This window comes from Pseudomonas sp. MWU16-30322 (genome assembly GCF_020515535.1).
Taxonomy (GTDB): Bacteria; Pseudomonadota; Gammaproteobacteria; order Pseudomonadales; family Pseudomonadaceae; genus Aquipseudomonas; species Aquipseudomonas fluorescens_H.
In genome coordinates, this window is the sequence record NZ_JAIWYL010000014.1 from 16,958 (window position 1) to 32,784 (window position 15,827).

Annotated in this window: 17 protein-coding genes and 2 pseudogenes; 8 read left to right on the forward strand and 11 right to left on the reverse strand. The window is 61.9% G+C overall.

Annotated elements, in window-relative coordinates:
• Nucleotides 1–58: 58 nt before the first annotated feature.
• Together LCH64_RS25295 and LCH64_RS25300 are read right to left on the reverse strand one after the other, a co-directional pair.
• Nucleotides 59–418: pseudogene (locus LCH64_RS25295) on the reverse strand (hypothetical protein); the annotation flags it as partial.
• Nucleotides 419–542: 124 nt separating this feature from the next.
• On the reverse strand, nt 543–1,112 hold the full coding sequence (locus LCH64_RS25300; RefSeq protein ID WP_201137985.1) for a chorismate mutase: 570 nt from the start codon (nt 1,110–1,112) through the stop codon (nt 543–545).
• Nucleotides 1,113–1,238: 126 nt separating this feature from the next.
• Between LCH64_RS25300 and LCH64_RS25305 the strand changes: the two genes are divergently transcribed.
• Nucleotides 1,239–2,597, forward strand: coding sequence for an MATE family efflux transporter (locus tag LCH64_RS25305; protein ID WP_103484944.1), 1,359 nt, complete (start codon nt 1,239–1,241; stop codon nt 2,595–2,597).
• A gap of 115 nt (nt 2,598–2,712) precedes the next feature.
• Entirely contained in the window at nt 2,713–3,273 is a 561-nt protein-coding gene (locus tag LCH64_RS25310; RefSeq protein ID WP_226501631.1) for a YceI family protein, read from the forward strand.
• Nucleotides 3,274–3,288: 15 nt separating this feature from the next.
• On the opposite strand, the gene LCH64_RS25315 is transcribed toward LCH64_RS25310, so the two are convergent.
• Complete coding sequence (locus LCH64_RS25315; protein WP_003223909.1) at nt 3,289–3,501, reverse strand: YXWGXW repeat-containing protein; 213 nt, start codon at nt 3,499–3,501, stop codon at nt 3,289–3,291.
• Between the two features lie 41 nt (nt 3,502–3,542).
• On the reverse strand, nt 3,543–3,866 hold the full coding sequence (locus tag LCH64_RS25320; protein WP_097088058.1) for a YXWGXW repeat-containing protein: 324 nt from the start codon (nt 3,864–3,866) through the stop codon (nt 3,543–3,545).
• Between the two features lie 194 nt (nt 3,867–4,060).
• Here LCH64_RS25320 and LCH64_RS25325 point away from each other — a divergent pair, with 194 nt between their 5' ends.
• The gene (locus LCH64_RS25325; RefSeq protein ID WP_226501632.1) at nt 4,061–4,747 is read left to right on the forward strand and encodes a GNAT family N-acetyltransferase; all 687 of its coding nucleotides are present in this window, start codon (nt 4,061–4,063) and stop codon (nt 4,745–4,747) included.
• Between the two features lie 192 nt (nt 4,748–4,939).
• Here LCH64_RS25325 and LCH64_RS25330 read toward each other — a convergent pair.
• The 3 genes and pseudogenes from LCH64_RS25330 to LCH64_RS25340 form a co-directional block, all read right to left on the reverse strand.
• A pseudogene (locus LCH64_RS25330) lies at nt 4,940–5,278 on the reverse strand (TetR/AcrR family transcriptional regulator); the annotation flags it as partial.
• Nucleotides 5,279–5,429: 151 nt separating this feature from the next.
• On the reverse strand, nt 5,430–6,548 hold the full coding sequence (locus tag LCH64_RS25335; RefSeq protein WP_226501633.1) for a P1 family peptidase: 1,119 nt from the start codon (nt 6,546–6,548) through the stop codon (nt 5,430–5,432).
• Between the two features lie 147 nt (nt 6,549–6,695).
• Entirely contained in the window at nt 6,696–7,811 is a 1,116-nt protein-coding gene (locus LCH64_RS25340; RefSeq protein ID WP_226501634.1) for a polyamine ABC transporter substrate-binding protein, read from the reverse strand.
• Between the two features lie 111 nt (nt 7,812–7,922).
• On the opposite strand from LCH64_RS25340, the gene LCH64_RS25345 reads away from it, so the two are divergent.
• Nucleotides 7,923–8,702, forward strand: a complete 780-nt coding sequence (locus LCH64_RS25345) for a helix-turn-helix transcriptional regulator (RefSeq protein ID WP_226501635.1) — start codon at nt 7,923–7,925, stop codon at nt 8,700–8,702.
• Between the two features lie 124 nt (nt 8,703–8,826).
• On the opposite strand, the gene LCH64_RS25350 is transcribed toward LCH64_RS25345, so the two are convergent.
• Nucleotides 8,827–9,768 carry a class I SAM-dependent methyltransferase gene (locus LCH64_RS25350; RefSeq protein WP_226501636.1) on the reverse strand — a complete coding sequence of 314 codons (942 nt, stop codon included), beginning with the start codon at nt 9,766–9,768 and terminating at the stop codon, nt 8,827–8,829.
• A 199-nt stretch (nt 9,769–9,967) separates the two neighbouring features.
• Between LCH64_RS25350 and LCH64_RS25355 the strand changes: the two genes are divergently transcribed.
• Nucleotides 9,968–10,381, forward strand: a complete 414-nt coding sequence (locus LCH64_RS25355) for a response regulator (protein ID WP_003223923.1) — start codon at nt 9,968–9,970, stop codon at nt 10,379–10,381.
• Nucleotides 10,382–10,459: 78 nt separating this feature from the next.
• On the forward strand, nt 10,460–11,131 hold the full coding sequence (locus tag LCH64_RS25360; protein WP_226501637.1) for an HAD-IA family hydrolase: 672 nt from the start codon (nt 10,460–10,462) through the stop codon (nt 11,129–11,131).
• A 142-nt stretch (nt 11,132–11,273) separates the two neighbouring features.
• Here LCH64_RS25360 and LCH64_RS25365 read toward each other — a convergent pair whose 3' ends face one another.
• Complete coding sequence (locus LCH64_RS25365) at nt 11,274–11,933, reverse strand: isoprenylcysteine carboxylmethyltransferase family protein (protein ID WP_226501638.1); 660 nt, start codon at nt 11,931–11,933, stop codon at nt 11,274–11,276.
• A gap of 312 nt (nt 11,934–12,245) precedes the next feature.
• On the opposite strand from LCH64_RS25365, the gene LCH64_RS25370 reads away from it, so the two are divergent.
• Together LCH64_RS25370 and LCH64_RS25375 are read left to right on the forward strand one after the other, a co-directional pair.
• Nucleotides 12,246–13,043 carry an SDR family oxidoreductase gene (locus LCH64_RS25370; RefSeq protein ID WP_226501639.1) on the forward strand — a complete coding sequence of 266 codons (798 nt, stop codon included), beginning with the start codon at nt 12,246–12,248 and terminating at the stop codon, nt 13,041–13,043.
• Between the two features lie 30 nt (nt 13,044–13,073).
• On the forward strand, nt 13,074–13,484 hold the full coding sequence (locus LCH64_RS25375) for an SRPBCC family protein (RefSeq protein ID WP_103520255.1): 411 nt from the start codon (nt 13,074–13,076) through the stop codon (nt 13,482–13,484).
• 239 nt (nt 13,485–13,723) lie between these two features.
• On the opposite strand, the gene LCH64_RS25380 is transcribed toward LCH64_RS25375, so the two are convergent.
• A complete protein-coding gene (locus LCH64_RS25380) occupies nt 13,724–15,118 on the reverse strand; it encodes a HAMP domain-containing sensor histidine kinase (RefSeq protein ID WP_045122392.1) in 1,395 nt (464 codons plus the stop codon).
• Complete coding sequence (locus LCH64_RS25385) at nt 15,096–15,779, reverse strand: response regulator transcription factor (protein WP_003223938.1); 684 nt, start codon at nt 15,777–15,779, stop codon at nt 15,096–15,098. The genes LCH64_RS25380 and LCH64_RS25385 overlap by 23 nt, the downstream gene beginning before the upstream one ends.
• Between the last annotated feature and the right edge of the window lie 48 nt (nt 15,780–15,827).

Genomic DNA, 15,827 nt, shown 5'->3' on the forward strand with positions numbered 1-15,827 from the left:
AACGCAAAAGCCCGGCTGATCAGGCCGGGCTTTTTTATGGGCTGGGGGCGTCGATTCAGGCGACGCGGCGCTCGTTCAAACGATCCGCACCACCTTCGGCCACCCGGCGTTCCAGCAGACGATCCGAGCCACCTTCAGCCACCCGGCGTTCCAGCAGACGATCCGAGCCACCTTCGGCCACGCGGCGTTCCAGCAGACGATCCGAGCCACCTTCGGCCACGCGGCGTTCCAGCAGACGATCCGAGCCACCTTCGGCCACGCGACGTTCCAGCAAACGATCAGAACCACCTTCAGCCAAACGGCTTTCAATCAACTTGTCCGAGCCGCCTTCAGCGACCAGGGTGTGAGCGGGCGTTGCTGCAAAAGCGTTAACTGCGAGAACCGAGAAAGCGATGCCGAGGATGGTTTGGCGTTTCATGATCGTGTGCTCCGGGGTGTATTGGGTTGGTATGGAGCGGATGTTACGCCGCGGAGTTTTTATGAGAACTTCATTGACGTGATGGTGACTATCGACGCCAGCGATGTGTGCCCGACCCCCTGTTCTAGAGATGTTCCGCGCGAATGCACAGCTCTCCGGTGGCGCGGGTCAGGGCCAGATCGTGCAGTGCGTCGTGGGTCAGACCCTGGCGAGCCTGGGCCAGCAAGGCCGGGCAATTCGGGGCGCGGCGAAACGGCGCGAAGTCGGCGTACTGCCGCAGCAGGCGGGTCTGCAACTCGTCCAGGCGCGGACGAATTTGCCTGGCCAGATCCGGACGCGGAGTGTCCGGCGCCACACCGGCCGTTTGCCATTGTGCGAGCAATCCGTACTGCACCAATTTGTTGGCCTCCATTTGCGCCGCGATCAACTGCGCAACGTCTTCGGGGTCTAGCTGGTGTTCGGTCGCCAAGGTGCGGGCATTGGCGATGACCTGGGCTTCGCGCGGGCTGTCCTGAATCGGCTTGCCGCTGTCCCATTTGGTCAGCGCTACCAGATCGCCGATGTTCAGGCGTTCGTTCAATGTTGCCAGCAAGGGGCGCAACGCTTCGGCGGGAGCGGGGGCTTCGGCGGCACCAGCGATGTGGCTGAAAACAACCAGCACGGAACAGGTCAGAGCATTTCGCAGAAGAGGCATGGCAAGGCGCGATCCAATGATAAGAGTGCCGCCATTTAAGCCTTGCGCCGAGGTCATGTCGACTGACTTTAACCCGCGCATCTAGCGTAATATCCATCGCATCTGCCACCCCGAGACGGATCCTCAATGCAAACCCCTGCCACCACCAAACCCCTCTGGCAAACCTACCTGCTGTTCCTCGCGCCGATGGTGCTGTCGAACTTCCTGCAATCGATGTCGGGCACGATCAACAGCATCTACATCGGGCAGATGCTCGGCACTCAGGCGTTGGCGGCGGTGTCGGGGATGTTTCCGATCATCTTTTTCTTCATCGCGCTGGTGATCGGTCTGGGCGCAGGGGCCGGGGTGTTGATCGGTCAGGCGTGGGGCGCACGTGAGGCGCACATGGTCAAGGCGATCGCCGGGGCAACGCTGTTGCTGGGGGTATTGATCGGCTTGCTCGCGGCGGTGCTGGGCAGTGTGTTTGCGCGGCAGGCGTTGCAGGGGCTGGGGACGCCTGCGGATGTGCTGGATGATGCGGTGGCGTATGCGCACGTGATGATGTGGATTCTGCCGTCGATGCTGGTGTTTGTGCTGTTCACGCAGTTGCTGCGCGGGGTCAGTGACACCGTTTCACCGCTGTTGGCGCTGATCGTGTCGACCTCGGTCGGGCTGGCGCTGACCCCGGCGTTGATTCGTGGCTGGTTCGGTTTGCCCCAATTGGGGATCCAGAGCGCCGCCTTCGCTGGTCTGGCGGGTAACCTGTCGGCGATGGCGTGGCTGGCCTGGCGGCTGATTCGCAAGAACCATCCGCTGGCCCCAGACCGCGAGTTCTTCGCGGCACTGCGGCTGGACGGGGCGATTCTGGGCAAGGTACTGCGCATCGGTCTGCCGACCGGGGTGCAGATGATTGTGCTGTCGCTGTCGGAGCTGGTGATCCTGGCGCTGGTGAATCAGCACGGTTCCCAGGCGACGGCGGCGTATGGCGCGGTCACGCAGATCGTCAACTACGTGCAGTTTCCGGCGCTGTCGATTGCGATCACCGCGTCGATCCTCGGCGCGCAGGCCATCGGTGCCGGGCAACTGCAGCGCATGGGGCCGATCCTGCGCACCGGGCTGCTGATCAACGTGTGTCTGACCGGTGGCTTGATCGTGCTCGGTTACCTGTTGTCGCACTGGCTGCTGGGGTTGTTCCTGACCGAGGATTCGACCCGGGTGATGGCTGAACATTTGCTGCACATCATGCTCTGGAGTCTGCTGGTGTTTGGTTTTCAGGCGATCATCGGCGGGATCATGCGTGCCAGTGGCACGGTGCTGGTGCCGGTGGCCATTGCGATTATCTGTGTGGTTGGCGTGCAGTTACCGGCGGCTTACTGGCTGGATGGGCAGTACGGTTTGCAGGGGGTGTGGATGGCGTTTCCGGTGGCGTATCTGGGCATGCTGGTGTTGCAGACGCTGTATTACAAACTGGTCTGGCAGCATCAGAAGATCGAGCGGCTGGTCTGAAGTGATTCGCGAGGCCGGGCCACGTGAGCCCGGCGGACAGATGACATGGCGCAACCGTGGGTTGTTTGCTTAAGTCAAAACAGGCCTTGAAGGTTTGCCCTGTCCGGAGAATCCCATGCGTGCCCGATTCACCGCTGCGGCATTGTTTGCCTGCCTGTGCGTCATGACCTGCGCGCAGGCCGCTGAATACAATCGCGTCAACACCACCGCCAGCCAGATCAATTTCACCTATCACCAGATGGGCAAGCAGGTTTATGGCACCTTCGGCAAGTTCGAAGCGACGCTGCAGTTCAACAGCGAAGACCTCGCCCATGCCCGCACCACGTTGCACATTGATCTCAGCAGCATCAATGCCGGCAGCGATGATGCCAACACCGAGCTGGTGAAGCCAGCGTGGTTCGACACTCAAAGATTTCCCTTTGCGGTATTCGAGTCGACCGGTTTTACCCAGGTCGAACCAAACCGCTACCTGCTCACCGGCGAGCTCACCGTCAAAGGCAAGACCCGGCAAGTGCAGGTGCCGGTGCAACTGAAACCGGACAGCGCGATTGGCATTTTCGACGGTGAGCTGGTGCTCAAACGCGATGATTTCGCGCTCGGGGCAGGGGAGTGGGCCGACTCCATTGTTTCCAACGAAATCGACATCAAGTTCAAGGTGGTGGCGCCACAGCAGTGACGCCACCGCTGGCGATCAATACGCGCGCCAGTGTCCCGGCGCCCAGCGCCACTCACGCCCATCCCAGCGATAGTGGCCGGCAACCCAGTGGTAGCCGGGTGCTGGCATGACCGGCACGACTTCCACCGGCGGTGGCGGTCGATGCGGCCGGACCGGCTCGACGATGCAGCCGGACAAGGAGATCGCGACCAGAGAGGCAACGAGCAGGGTTTTCAGGTTTCGCGACATGGCGGTCTTCCCGGTAGATGAGTTGTTGTTGCCGAGCGGGTTCAACGGGCCCAGTGGCCTTCGACCCAGTACCAGTTAGGCCCGCGCGCCTGCCAGTGGCCTGGTCGCCAGTGCGCGCCATACCTCACCGGTTGCCAATGACCGGGCATCCAGACGTAGCCGCGTCCTTCCCAGCGCCAATGGCCCTGATCCCAGACATAACCGGGGCGCGGGCCGGGCATCACTTCCATGCGCATCGGCGGCGGTGCCTGCTGAATGTAAACCGGGGGTTGTGCAAACACCGGGGTGCTGGCCAGCGCTGCCAGGGTCAGCGGCACCAGCAACAAGGCTTGCCGCCATTTGAACAGAGAACGCAAAACGTTCATGTGAACTCCTCAAGGCCTGCGTTAAAAAAGTGAACGCAGCTGAAGAATTGGACGCTAAATCGGCGAAAGATCCGAGCCTTGGCAGATGAAATTTTCTTCAGGTCAACCGTCAGCTTGCTTCGGTATTTCCTGCGACGGTGGCAGGCGTCGGGACACGGTATGATGTCGCGGTTTTCCGCCGGAGTTCAGCTGTCATGCCACGCATCACCCACTACAAATCCCCATGCCCCGAAAGCGTCAACAGCCAGATTCTGCAACTGGTGGTCGACAATCTGACCGACATCAGCGCGGTCGGTCTCGGCCCGAGCAATCTGCTGTACAACGTCTATCAGTACGCGGTCGGCTATGAGGTGCATCTGTATCTGGAAGCGTTGAATGGCGACAAGGGCACTGAGGTGGAGTTGCTGGTGGCGACGGCCGAGGATGATCCGGAGCGGGTCACCGGTTTCCTTTTGTACCTGCCGGTGCAGGGCGATTGGGAAGCGTGCAGCGTCGCCTACATGGCGGTGCGCGAAGGCTATCGGCGCCAGGGCGTGGCGCGGGCGATGATCGGCGAGATGGTGACGCGTTATCCGCATGCCGAACTGACCTGTAGCGTCGGCAAGGTGCCGTACTTCGAGGCGCTGGGTTTCGAAGTGATCGGCGCTCGGGAAACCCAGGTGCTGATGAGCACCCGGCATTACCGCAGCAATGGCCTGCGCGGTTTCATCGACACCACGCCCATCTACCGCTCGCTGGAAGTGCAGCAGATCCACACCTACCTGCTACAGAAAAACGGCAAGCGCGCCATGCTCGACGCCGAGAAGCAGCGTGACCGGCATCTGGATCAGACCACCCGCCACGTCGATGAATTTGTCCGCCAGCGCCTGACGCTGCACTGAGTCAGACGCAAAAAACAGACAAAAAAAGAGCCTCGAAGCTCTTTGATGGGGAGAAGTAGAGCCCACGAGGCTCAAGTTGCGCATGAACAAGGAGACGGGCTTGATTGGGGGTTCAGAACACCCGTTCCCTACGCAGGCGCTCAGGAGTGAAGCGCCTGCGTACCCTCATCATGGGAACGTGCCGGCTTTGACTCAAGTACCGCTAGTCGCACGGGCGGCGGCCCGTTCCACCATCGCAATGATGGTGGCGAACAATTCGTCCTTCGCTTGCTCGGCACTGATTTCAGCGCTCGCGGCAGCATTCGACAGGGCTTCGGCGGCACCGAGCATGGCGCGCAAAGCGGCCTGAGTGATTTCGCCGCCAGCGGCAAGCGGTTGTAGCACGCTACGACATTTTTCGAGGAAGATCGCCTCGTAATCGCGTTTGATTTTCTCCAGCTCCGGCGTGCTGCCCAGCGCAGCAATCACCCCCGGAATCTCGTTCCCCTGCAATAACACGCAATCGACGTACGCCGTGGCGATCACTGTCGCGCCAGGAGCATCTGCAGACGGCACGGCACATCGGCGCCCAGATGTTCACCTGAGCCGCACCTCCTGTAGGAGCTGCCGAAGGCTGCGATCTTTTGATCTTGTTTTTAGAAAATCAAAAGATCGCAGCGTGCCGCAGCTCCTACAGGTGTTGTCAGCGTGATCCGGGCCAGCCGGCCTTGGCAAGGGCGGCGAGCAGCGTTTCCTTATCCAGCCCCGGCACCGCATGTCCGTTGCCCTCAGTGCTCTCGCTGGCGAGCAGAGCATTGATGATCGATTCTTCGACCGCCTCGGTAGCCGCGAGAAACAGTTCGCTGATGTGGTCGTTGTTGACCATGCGCAAGCCGTCGCAGGTCGGCGCGCCTTTGCCCTCGTAAGCGGCGGGTGGCACCTGCTCGTTGCCGGTGGCGAAGGCAATGAAAATGTCGCCGCTGTGGTCTTCGTTACCGCCGCCGCTGCGCGCCAGACCGAGGCTGGCGCGTTGCGCGAGACGCGTGCATTGATGCGGCAGCAGCGGTGCGTCGGTGGCCAGGCAGACCACGATCGAACCCATGCCCGGATGCGGCAGCGAAGCACGCAGGAACGGCGAATCCACCTGCTCCATGTAGCGGCCCACCGGATAACCGTCGACCCGCAACTCGCTGCGAATGCCGTGGTTGGCCTGCACGATCGCGCCCACCGTCCAGCCGCCCTGAGCGCTGCTCAAACGCCGTGACGCGCTGCCGATGCCGCCCTTGAATTCATGGCAGATCATGCCGCTGCCGCCGCCGACGGCACCTTCTTCGACGGCGCCGTCATGCGCTGAATCCAGCGCCTCGGCAACATGCTCGGGCTTGACGTGAAAACCATTGATGTCATTGAGCAAGCCATCGAAGGTTTCCAGCACCACCGGCATGTTCCAGTAGAGACGGCCGTCGTCCGGCTGTTGCTGGCGATCCAGCGCAATCAACGCATCGCGCACCACGCCGAGGCTGTGGGTGTTAGTGAAGGCGATGGGACTGGTCAGCAGCCCGGCCTCGCGAATCCACTCAAGGCCGGTGGCATCACCATTGCCATTGAGCACATGTACCCCGGCGAAGCACGGCTGCTGGTTGGTCGAACCGCGACGCGGCTCGATCACGGTAACGCCGGTGCAGATGTCACGCCCGACCGCGCTGCGGCCACGCACGTTGCTGTGGCCGACGCGTACGCCGGGGACGTCGGTGATGGCGTTGAGTGGGCCGGGTTGCAGTTGGCCGATACGGATGTTGAGGTCACGGGTACGGGGCTTCATGGATTGTCTCTCTATAAAAATCTGAAGGACTCACGGACCTTGTAGGAGTGAGCCTGCTCGCGATTGCGGTGAGCCAATCAACAAAGATGTTGAATTCAAAGACGCCATCGCGAGCAGGCTCACTCCTACAGGGGAGATGTGTTGGGTTTACTGGCCGTTCTTGACCTTGCTCCACACCCGCGTGCGCACGCGCTCGGTGGCTTTGGGCAGCGGTTCCAGGGTGTACAAGGTGGCCATCGCCGCCGCGGACGGATACACCGCCGGGTTATCCCGCGTGGCTTCGGCCACCAGTGGCGTCGCGGCGCGGTTGCCGTTGGGGTACGACAGGTGATCACTGACCGGCGCGATCACTTCCGGGCGCAGCAGGTAGTCGATGAACGCCAGACCCTGAGCGCGGTTCGGCGCGTCCTTGAGCAGCACCAGCGTGTCGAACCACACCGGCGCGCCTTCCTTGGGCAGGCTATAGGCGATCTTCACGCCGTTGTGCGCCTGCTCGGCGTTGGTCTTGGCTTCGAGCATCGCCCCGGACCAGCCCACCGCCACACAAATGTTGCCGTTGGACAGGTCACTGATGAATTTCGACGAGTTGAAGTAGGCAATGTGCGGGCGCAGTTTGAGCAGCAGCGCTTCGGCTTTCTGGTAGTCCTCGGGGTTGGTGCTGTTGGGCGGCAGCCCGAGGTAGTGCAGGGCCACCGGGAGCATCTCCGATGGCGAGTCGAGCATCGCCACCCCGCACTGGCCAAGCTTGGCGAGGTTCTCTTCCTTGAACACCAGATCCCACGAATCCAGCGGCGCCTTGTCGCCGAGTGCGGCGCGCACTTTGTCGACGTTGTAGCCGATACCGTTGGTGCCCCACAGATACGGCACGGCGTATTGATTGCCGGGGTCGTTGTTGGCCAGTTTGCTCAGCAGATCGCTGTCCAGATTCTTCCAGCCCGGCAGTTGATCGTGCGGCAGCGGGGCGAGGGCGCCGGCCTTGATCAGCGTCGGCAGGCTGAAGTTGCTCGCCACCACCACGTCGTAACCGCTGCGGCTGGTCAGCAGTTTGCCTTCGAGCACTTCGGCGCTGTCGAAGGTGTCGTAAACCGGCTGAATACCGCTGTCGCGCTTGAAGTCAGCCAGGGTCGTCGGACCGATGTAGTCGTACCAGTTGTAGACGTGCACGCTCGGCGCGTCGGCGGCATTGGCGGCGCAGATGCCGCCGATACAGGCGAGCAGGCCAAGGTTGATGCCCAAGTTGATATAGCCACGACGACAACGCATGATGCGGCACTCCTGGCCTGCGGCAGGCCGGTGATGATCGGGAGTGCTCAGGCTATCGGGCCGGGCACGCCTGACCCATTCCCATCATGGGTTACTCAAAAGGGGTAGTGCGTGGACGCGTTGTTGCAGGAGTTGCCGGTGCATCAAAGTCTGGCGCGGGTGTTTGCCGCCGTCGGCCAGGACGGTTTCTGGCGCGCGCTGGTCGACACGCTGCGGTTGCTGGTGCCGCTGGACAACGCGCTGGTGGCGCTGATGAGGGCGGGGCAGGCACCGCGATTGCTGATCGACTTCGACAGCAAGGGCCGCGCCGACGAGCAGGAAGAACTGGCCAGTTACAGCGCCGGGATGTACCTGCTCGATCCGTTCTACCAAACCGCTTCGACCGGGATCGCCGACGGTCTGCACAGCCTGGCCTCGGTGGCGCCGGACCAGTTTCTGCACAGCGAGTATTACCAGAGCTATTTTCGCTCGGTGGTCGGTGAGGACGAGTTGCAGTTCATGATCAACATCGAGGGCGGCGTGCTTGGCCTGTCACTCGGGCGCTCGACGGCTTTCGATCTGAGCGAGCAGGGCCGTCTGCTGTGTGTGCGCGACTGGGTGCTGGCGGCGATGCGTCGACACGTGCAGCTGTTGCCGCCGCAAGGGACGGGCGCCGAGCCGGTGGCGGGGGATCTGGCGACGCTGCTCGATCGCTTCGATGCGCGCCTGACCGCCCGTGAGGTCGATACTGCGCGGCTGATTCTGCAGGGCTTCTCCAGCAAGGCCATCGCCCAGCAGATGGGCATATCGCCGGAGACGGTGAAGGTGCATCGGCGCAATCTTTATCACAAGCTCAATGTGAACGGGCATGGCGAGTTGTTTGCACTGGTGCTCCGTCCACACACCTCCTGATCCACTGCAAATCCCCCCTGTAGGAGTGAGCCTGCTCGCGATAGCGGTGGATCAGTCAACATTTTCATCAACTGACACACCGCTATCGCGAGCAGGCTCACTCCTAAAGGGGATTTGTGATGTGTCAGTCGAGGCGTTTGAAGACCAGGGCTTTGAGCCCGCTCTGCGGATCAATATCCGGAAATTCCGGCGGATTCTCCAGCCGCTGCTCAAAGCGCAGACTCGGCGCTTCCTGGGTCACGCCATCGATCAAAAAGTCCGAACCAAACGACGGATCATTCATGCACGCCAGCACCGTGCCGTGCGCCGTGAGCAATTCCGGCAAACGGCGCAGCACGCGCTGGTAGTCCTTGGTCAGCAGAAAACTGCCTTTCTGGAACGACGGCGGATCGATGATCACCAGGTCGTACGGGCCACTGTTGATCACTTTGCCCCATGACTTGAACAGGTCGTGGCCGAGGAAACTCACTTTGCTCAGGTCATGCCCGTTCAACCGGTGATTGTCACGGCCCCGGCTCAGCGCGGCGCGGGACATGTCGAGGTTGACCACATGGCTGGCGCCGCCTTCGATGGCCGCCACGGAAAACCCACAGGTGTAGGCGAACAGGTTCAGTACGCGCTTGCCAGCCGCCTGCTCACGCACCCAGTTACGCCCGTAGCGCATGTCGAGAAACAGCCCGGCGTTCTGCTTGCGGCCCAGATCGACACGGTACTGCAAGCCGCCCTCGACGATGCTCATCTCGTCGATTTCATCTCCCAGCAACCATTCGGCGGTGCTTTGCGGCAAATACCGATGTTGCACCAGCAGGGTGTGGGCGCCGGACTGTTGCCATTCGGTCGAGGTGCTGAGGTCGAGCAGCAATTGCTTGAGCGCTTCGAGCTGTTCCGGCGCAGGCTCCTTGAACAGCGAGACCAGCACCACGCCTTGCAGCCAGTCCACCGTCACCTGCTCCAGCCCCGGCCAGCAACGCCCGCGCCCATGAAACAGGCGACGGGTTTCGCTCGGTGCGGCCGCCAGTGCAGGCAGCAGATGGGCGCGGAGGGTGGCGAGGGCTTCAGGGTTCATCAGTCACGGTCGGCAAGCAAAAGGGCCGGCATTTTAACCACAAAAACCGCCTGGCGGACGCCCGTCGCCAACGGCGGATAACGCCTGTTAAGAAAAGACCTGTATCAAAAATGAATTTATGCAGGGCGCGCCGCTCATACCAGATAAGCAGCGGAAACAAGCCGCTAAATCGTTAATGCAATTCAGGGAGTGCCAGTTCATGAGTCCAACACCGACGGCGAGCGCGCACCTTCCTGACGGGTTGATTCTGGTGGTTGAGGATGACCCGTTGATTCTGGAGTTTCTCTGCGAAATTCTTCAGGAGGAAGGTTTCAAGGTCGAGCCGCAAACCAGCGCGGATGCAGCCAAGCTGTATCTGGAAAAGCACGCGCCCGAAGTGGCGCTGCTGCTCACCGATATCACCATGCCCGGTGAAATCAACGGGGCGGGGCTGGCCAATCTGGTCGGCGAGCGCTGGCCGGACAAACCGGTAATGGTCATGTCCGGTTATGAAACCCCCGAGACTTCCGGGGTCAAGCATCCGGTGGCGTTCATCAAAAAGCCCTGGGCCATCGGCCAGTTGCTCGACTGTGTCGACAGCGCGTTCAAGTCCAAGGCGCCGCGTCTGCATTGACGCGGCGGGTCGAATCGCCGGGCAAAAATGCTACATTGCCCGGCCAATCCGCCCAGTCTTGTCAAAGGATGCGATCTTTTGTCTGCTCACGATAACGTCTTCGATCGCGCGTTCGGCGCGTTCCTGTTCGACATGGACGGCACCGTCCTCAATTCCATCGCTGCTGCCGAGCGAGTCTGGGCGGCGTGGGCTGAGCGCCACGGAGTTGTTGATGTCGAGACTTTCCTGCCGACCATTCACGGTGCCCGCGCCATCGACACCGTCCGCCGGCTGAACCTGCCGGGTGTGGACGCCGAGGCGCAAGCCGCGTTCATCGCCCAGGCAGAAATCGATGATGTCGACGGCATTGTGCCGATTCCCGGAGCAGTGGCGTTTCTCGATGCCTTGCCAAGGGAGCGCTGGGCGATGGTGACCTCGGCACCCCGGGATCTGGCGTTGCGGCGAATGGCGGCGGCGGGGATTCCCCAGCCTGCGGTGATGATCACGGCTGAGGATGTGACGGCCGGCAAGCCGGATCCTGCCGGTTATCGTCTGGCGGCGCAACGCCTCGGGCTTGAGCCCGCTGATTGCCTGGTTTTCGAAGACGCCACCGTCGGTATTCAGGCCGCTGAAGCTGCCGGGGCGGCATTGATGATCGTCACCACGACGCACCAGCATCCGCTCGAAACCCGCCACGCGACCCTCGACAGTTATGAGCCGCTGAGCATCGCTGTCGACAGCGACGGTCAATTACACCTGCAAATAACCTGACACAACACAGTCCCCTGTGGGAGCGGGCTTGCTCGCGAAAGCGCTCTGCCAGTTGCAAGTGATGTCGACTGATCCACCGCCTTCGCGAGCAAGCCCGCTCCCACACTGGATCGATGTCGCAGCCAGCCTGTTGGCGATAGCGTCAGTAAACCCCCGGCAACAACCGCCAGCTACGCGCGCAGTAAGCCTCATACTCAGCGCCAAACTGCCCGCGCAGCAGCGCCTCTTCCGAGTGGATGCGGGCGATCAGCGGGATCAACGTCAGCGCCGCCAGAATCAACCCGACGCTGGAGCGAAACGCCAGCGCCCAACCCACGGCGTTGACCACCAGACCCAGATAGCTTGGATTGCGCAGGCGCGTGTAAATGCCGTCAGTGACCAACCGATGCCCCGGCTGAATCGCCACCAACCCGCTGAACCGCCGCCCCAGCACAAACACCGGCCACAGCCGCAGCGCACCACCGACGACAAACAGTAACGCGCCGAGCCAGCGCACGCCTTCAGCGCCGAAGGTCCAGAAGTCGATGCGGTCGCAGTACGCCGGGAGAAATCCGCTGACCAGCCCAATGACGCCGAACGCCGGAAGCACCCAGCGATTGGCGCGGTCCTCGCGCTCGCCCGAACTCATGTTCACATCGGTGAACAGCGACGCCACCACCATCAGCACCGTGGCCAGCGCCACCAGCACCAGCGCCCCATGCGAAAAGAACACCGCCGGCCCGCCAATGCCCCACACCGCAAGGCCCAGGTAGGCGAGGGTGGCGAGCACCGCAACCACGGTCATTTGTGCAGACATTTTCATGGTCATCTCTTGAAAAGCGGCTGATCCTTTCAGTGTAGGACGCCGCTGAACCCGTGAAGGCGTCGGGTCAGTCACCATTGATGCCGGATGTCCCGGCCCCTTCGTGAGCAAGCCCACTCCCACCCTTGATCCGGGCCAGCCCGAGAACCTCCATCCACCGACAATCCCCAGCGGGAGCGGGCTTGCTCGCGAAGGCGTCGGATCGGCCGTGACCGGTCTTTGGTCGGCAACGCCTTCATCCGGCCAACATCGCGTCTACGCTGATCCATTTCTTCTATTTGTCCGTGTATTGCCCATCGAAGAGGTGAACCCATGAAAATCGACTTGAGTGGAAAACTGGCCATCGTCAGCGGCAGCACGGGTGGCATTGGTCTGGGCATCAGTCAGTCGCTGGCCGAAGCCGGCGCCACGGTGGTGGTGATCGGGCGCGAAACGGCCAAGGTCGATCAGGCGCTGGCGAGCATTCGGCAGAAGGTACCGGGTGCGCAACTGCGCGGTCTGACTGCCGATCTGGGCACTGCCGAAGGCGCGGAAAAATTATTCGCCGCCGAACCCCGTGCGGACATCCTGGTGAACAACCTCGGGATCTTCGACGCGGTGGATTTCTTCGACACGCCGGACAGCGAGTGGACGCGCTTCTACGAGGTCAACGTGATTTCCGGCGTGCGCCTGTCGCGGCATTACGTGCCGGCAATGGTCGAGCAGGGCTGGGGCCGGGTGATCTTCCTGTCTTCGGAATCCGGCGTGGCAACCCCGGCCGACATGCTCAACTATGGCGTGACCAAAAGCGCCAATCTCGCGGTGTCCCATGGTTTGGCCAAACGTCTGGCTGGCACTGGCGTGACGGTCAATGCGATCCTGCCGGGGCCGACCTTCACTGATGGCCTGGAAAACATGCTCAAGGACGCCGCTGCCGAGTCCGGTCGCAGCCTGCGCGATGAGGCCGACGCCTTTGTGCGCAAGGCGCGTCCGACTTCGATCATCCAGCGCGTGGCCGATGTCGCAGAAGTCGCACATCTGGTCACTTACATCGCTTCGCCGCTGTCCTCGGCCACCACGGGCGCGGCCCTGCGGGTCGATGGCGGCGTCGTCGACAGCATGGCGATCTGAACCCGAACTCTTCTGGAGAAACCTTTATTTATGGCAACTGCATCAGCAACGATCGACATCCCGGCCTCGGCCGATCAGGTCTGGCAATTGATTGGCGGCTTCAACACGCTGCCGGACTGGCTGCCGTTCATTCCCAAGAGTGAACTGAGTGAAGGCGGACGCGTGCGCACCCTGCAAACCGCTGATGGCGGCGTGGTGATCGAGCGTCTGCAAGCGTTCGATAACGGCGCAAAGACCTACAGCTATTCGATCGAACAGGCGCCGTTTCCGGCGACTGATTACCTGGCGACGATCAAGGTCGAAGCCCAGGGGCAGGGCGCCCGGGTGACGTGGTCGGGACGCTTCAACGCCAAGGGCGTGAGCGAGGAAGAAGTGGTGGCGCTGTTCAACGGCATCTATCAGGGAGGCCTTGAGGCGCTGCGGGCCAATTATCCGGCCTGATCTGACAAAGATCTGAATGTGGGAGCGGGCTTGCTCGCGAATGCGGAGGGTCATCCAATAACGATGTCGACTGCCCCGACGCCTTCGCGAGCAAGCCCGCTCCCACAGAGGGATTGTGTTCTGGCAGCGGATTGTAGGAGTGAGCCTGCTCGCGATAGCGGTGAGTCATACAACAAATATGTTGGCTGATTCACTGGCATCGCGAGCAGGCTCACTCCTACATTGCATCGCGGTGATTCTCAGGACTGCGAGATCAAACTCTGCCGACAATCCAGCACCAGCTTCGCGCCCCCCAGCTCACTGCTTCCGACCTCAAGACTGAAGCCATGCAGGCTGACAATCGCCGCCACAATCGACAAACCAAGGCCAAAACCACTCTGCGGTTGCCCCCCCTCGGCCCGATAGAAACGCTGAAATACCGCCTCACGCTCGGCCTCGGGAATCCCCGGCCCGGAATCGTGGACCTCGATTCGCGTATGCCCGCCATCATTCACGCCACGCAAAATTACCGTGCCGCCCGCCGGGGTGAACTTGATCGAGTTGCTCAGCAGATTCGCCAGCGCCTCGAACATCAACGCCCGGTCGCCGTTCAACGGCGGCAGGGTTTCCGGCATGTTCAGCACGAACAGCAGTTCGCCTTCCTCGGCCAGTGGCAGGTAGAACTCATGCAGTTCTTCGAGCAGTTGCACCGGATCGAGCTCGACAAATCCTGAGCGCCGTTGACGGTCTTCGAGTTCGGAAATCCGCAGCAATCCGCGAAACCGCGCCATCAGCGTATCCGCCTCGGCCAGCACCAGATCCAGTTGCGCCGCCTCCTGAGAACCTTCACCGGCCTGTTGCTGCATGCGATACAACTGCGCGCGCAAACGCGTCAGCGGGGTGCGCAAGTCGTGGGCGATGTTGTCGCACACGCCTTTGACTTCATGCATCAGCCGCTCGATGCGATCAAGCATTGCGTTGACGATGGCGGCGAGCATGTCCAGTTCGTCGCGGCGATTGGACAGCGGCAAGCGGTGAGTCAGGTCGCCGGCCACAATCGCCTGGGCGCTGTCCTGAATCGCCCGAATCCGCCGCATCGGACGACGGCGCAGCAGATGCCAACCGGCAATCCCCGGCAGGATCGTCAGCGAAACACCCCAGAACAACGCGTGCAGAATGATCCGCGTCACGGCGAACAACGAACCGTTATCGCGCAACAACACCAGCCAGCGACCGTCGCGGGTCTGGGTCGCCACCGCGTCGCAGCTGTCAGCGGGCAGGGTCGGGTCGTCGGAATCGGCGCAGTCATCCAGGGTGTGGATCTTGCCGTCCAGCGGCAGGCCTTCGGGCAACTGTTGCAAGGCACCGCCGAGGTACACGCCCTGGGCGTCGAACAGGCCGTAGGCGTCGATGCCGCGGATGTCGAAGGTCATGCTCGCGGCGAGCGCTTCTTCCAGCTGCTCACCGCGAAAGTGCGAAAACAGATGCTGACGTTGCATCAGCGAATGTTTGGCGAGGTTGTCGAGGTAGCCGGAAACCTCGAAATACATGACCCCCATGAGGATCGCGCTCCAGGCCACGAACAGCGAACTGTACAGCGCCAGCAAGCGGCTGCTGGAGGAACGCCAGCCGTCAGACGGGTTCGGCAATGACATAACCCGAGCCCCGTACCGTGCGAATCAGCGGGACATTGCCGGCCGCGTCGATCTTCTTGCGCAGACGACCGATGTGTACGTCGATCAGGTTGGTGCCCGGGTCGAAGTGATAACCCCAGACTTCTTCGAAAATCATCATCCGCGACAGGATCTGGCCGCTGTTGCGCATGAGGAATTCCAGCAGCTTGTACTCGGTCGGCAGCAGCGTCAGCACCTGCTCGGCGCGGCGCGCTTCGTGGCTGATCAAGTCCAGTTCGAGGTCGGCGACCTGCAATGTGGTGGCCTGAGTGGCGACACTGTTCTGGCGGCGCAGCAGCACCTCTACGCGCGCGGCCATCTCGTCGGTGGCGAACGGTTTGGTCAGGTAGTCATCGCCGCCAGCGCGCAAGCCGCGCACACGTTCATCGACATCGGAGAGCGCGCTGATCATCAGAATCGGCGTTGCCACGCCCATGGTACGCAGCGTGGTAACGATGGCCAGGCCATCGAGTTCCGGCAGCATGCGGTCGAGGGTGATCAGGTCGTAGTTGCCGCTGACGGCACGGTCCAGGCCTTCGCGGCCATTGTCGACCCAATCCACTTCCAGGCCGTGGCTGCTGAGTTCGGCAACGATTTCACGGGCAGTCACGGCGTCGTCTTCGATGGTCAAAATACGAGTCATAGAGCAGGCCTTGATCGGTTCAAACGGAATGGCAGCATTTTGCCAAGT